1 protein-coding gene is annotated in these 947 nt (G+C 63.0%); it reads right to left on the reverse strand.

The window, feature by feature from the left end; genetic code table 11:
• Positions 1-796, reverse strand: a 796-nt coding sequence (locus tag C6W91_RS21135; protein WP_370571611.1) for a copper ion binding protein, incomplete at its 3' end; no start/stop codon positions are given.
• Positions 797-947 lie beyond the last annotated feature (151 nt).

Below are 947 nucleotides of genomic sequence, written 5' to 3' on the forward strand. Positions count from 1 at the left end.
AGACCGCACGCACCGCGTCCGGCAAAAGCGCAGGCAGGAAGGTTGCGACAACGGAGTAAAGATAGGCCGCCCCGGTACCCACCGCGACAAGGCTGTTCATGTCCGGCGCACCCTTCAGCAGCGCGGGGAACCCTTTGAGATAGAAAATCCGACCCGGCCCGATCAGCACCAGCGTCGTCAGTGCGAACTGCAACAGCCAACTGGTTTGCTGACCGATGGTGGCGTTGATCCAGTGGTGAAAGGCCGGAAACACATGGCCGCCCATCTCGACCACAAAGACCGGCAGCGCGAGGGCAGCGGCATAGGCCATGCGCCGGGCAAGGCTGCGGGCCTCCTCCGCCTTGCGGGCTGTGCGATCCTCACCGCCCGCCGCCTCTGCCACGGTCGCGGGATAGCCGGCGTCCTTGCTGGCCGCGATCAGTTCGGCGGGGGTGACCGCGCCTTCGGCATAGCGCACGGTCGCGGTTTCCGATGCGAGGTTTACATTGACGTCAAGCACGCCCGGCACCGCCTCCAGCGCCTTGTCGACGCGCCCCACGCAAGAGGCACAGGACATCGATTCCACGTTCAGCGTTACCGATGCCACCCGCGCCGGGTAACCAAGCTTGTCGAGCGCCGCAATGGCGTCTGCGATGCGCTCCGGGTTGTCGGCGACCAGTCGTGCGGTTTCAGATGCAAGGTTGACCGAGACGTCATGAATGCCCTCAACCGCAGTCAGGCCGCGGTCCACGCGCCCAACGCAAGAGGCACAGGACATGCCTTCGACGGACAATGTAACAGGGGTTTGTTCGGGCATGACAGCCTCCTCGATTCTGTGTGGCTGCCCCTTACATGGTGGTTCTAGTCACTGGAAGGTCAAGGGCGCGTCAAAATTTTATCGCAGGTCAGATCACGTCTTGACCTTCCCCTAACTGGAAGCCCCATCTCTCGCCCTGCAACCAAACCAG

The sequence above is a fragment of the Phaeobacter sp. SYSU ZJ3003 genome, assembly GCF_041300735.1.
Lineage (GTDB): Bacteria > Pseudomonadota > Alphaproteobacteria > Rhodobacterales > Rhodobacteraceae > Phycobacter > Phycobacter gallaeciensis_A.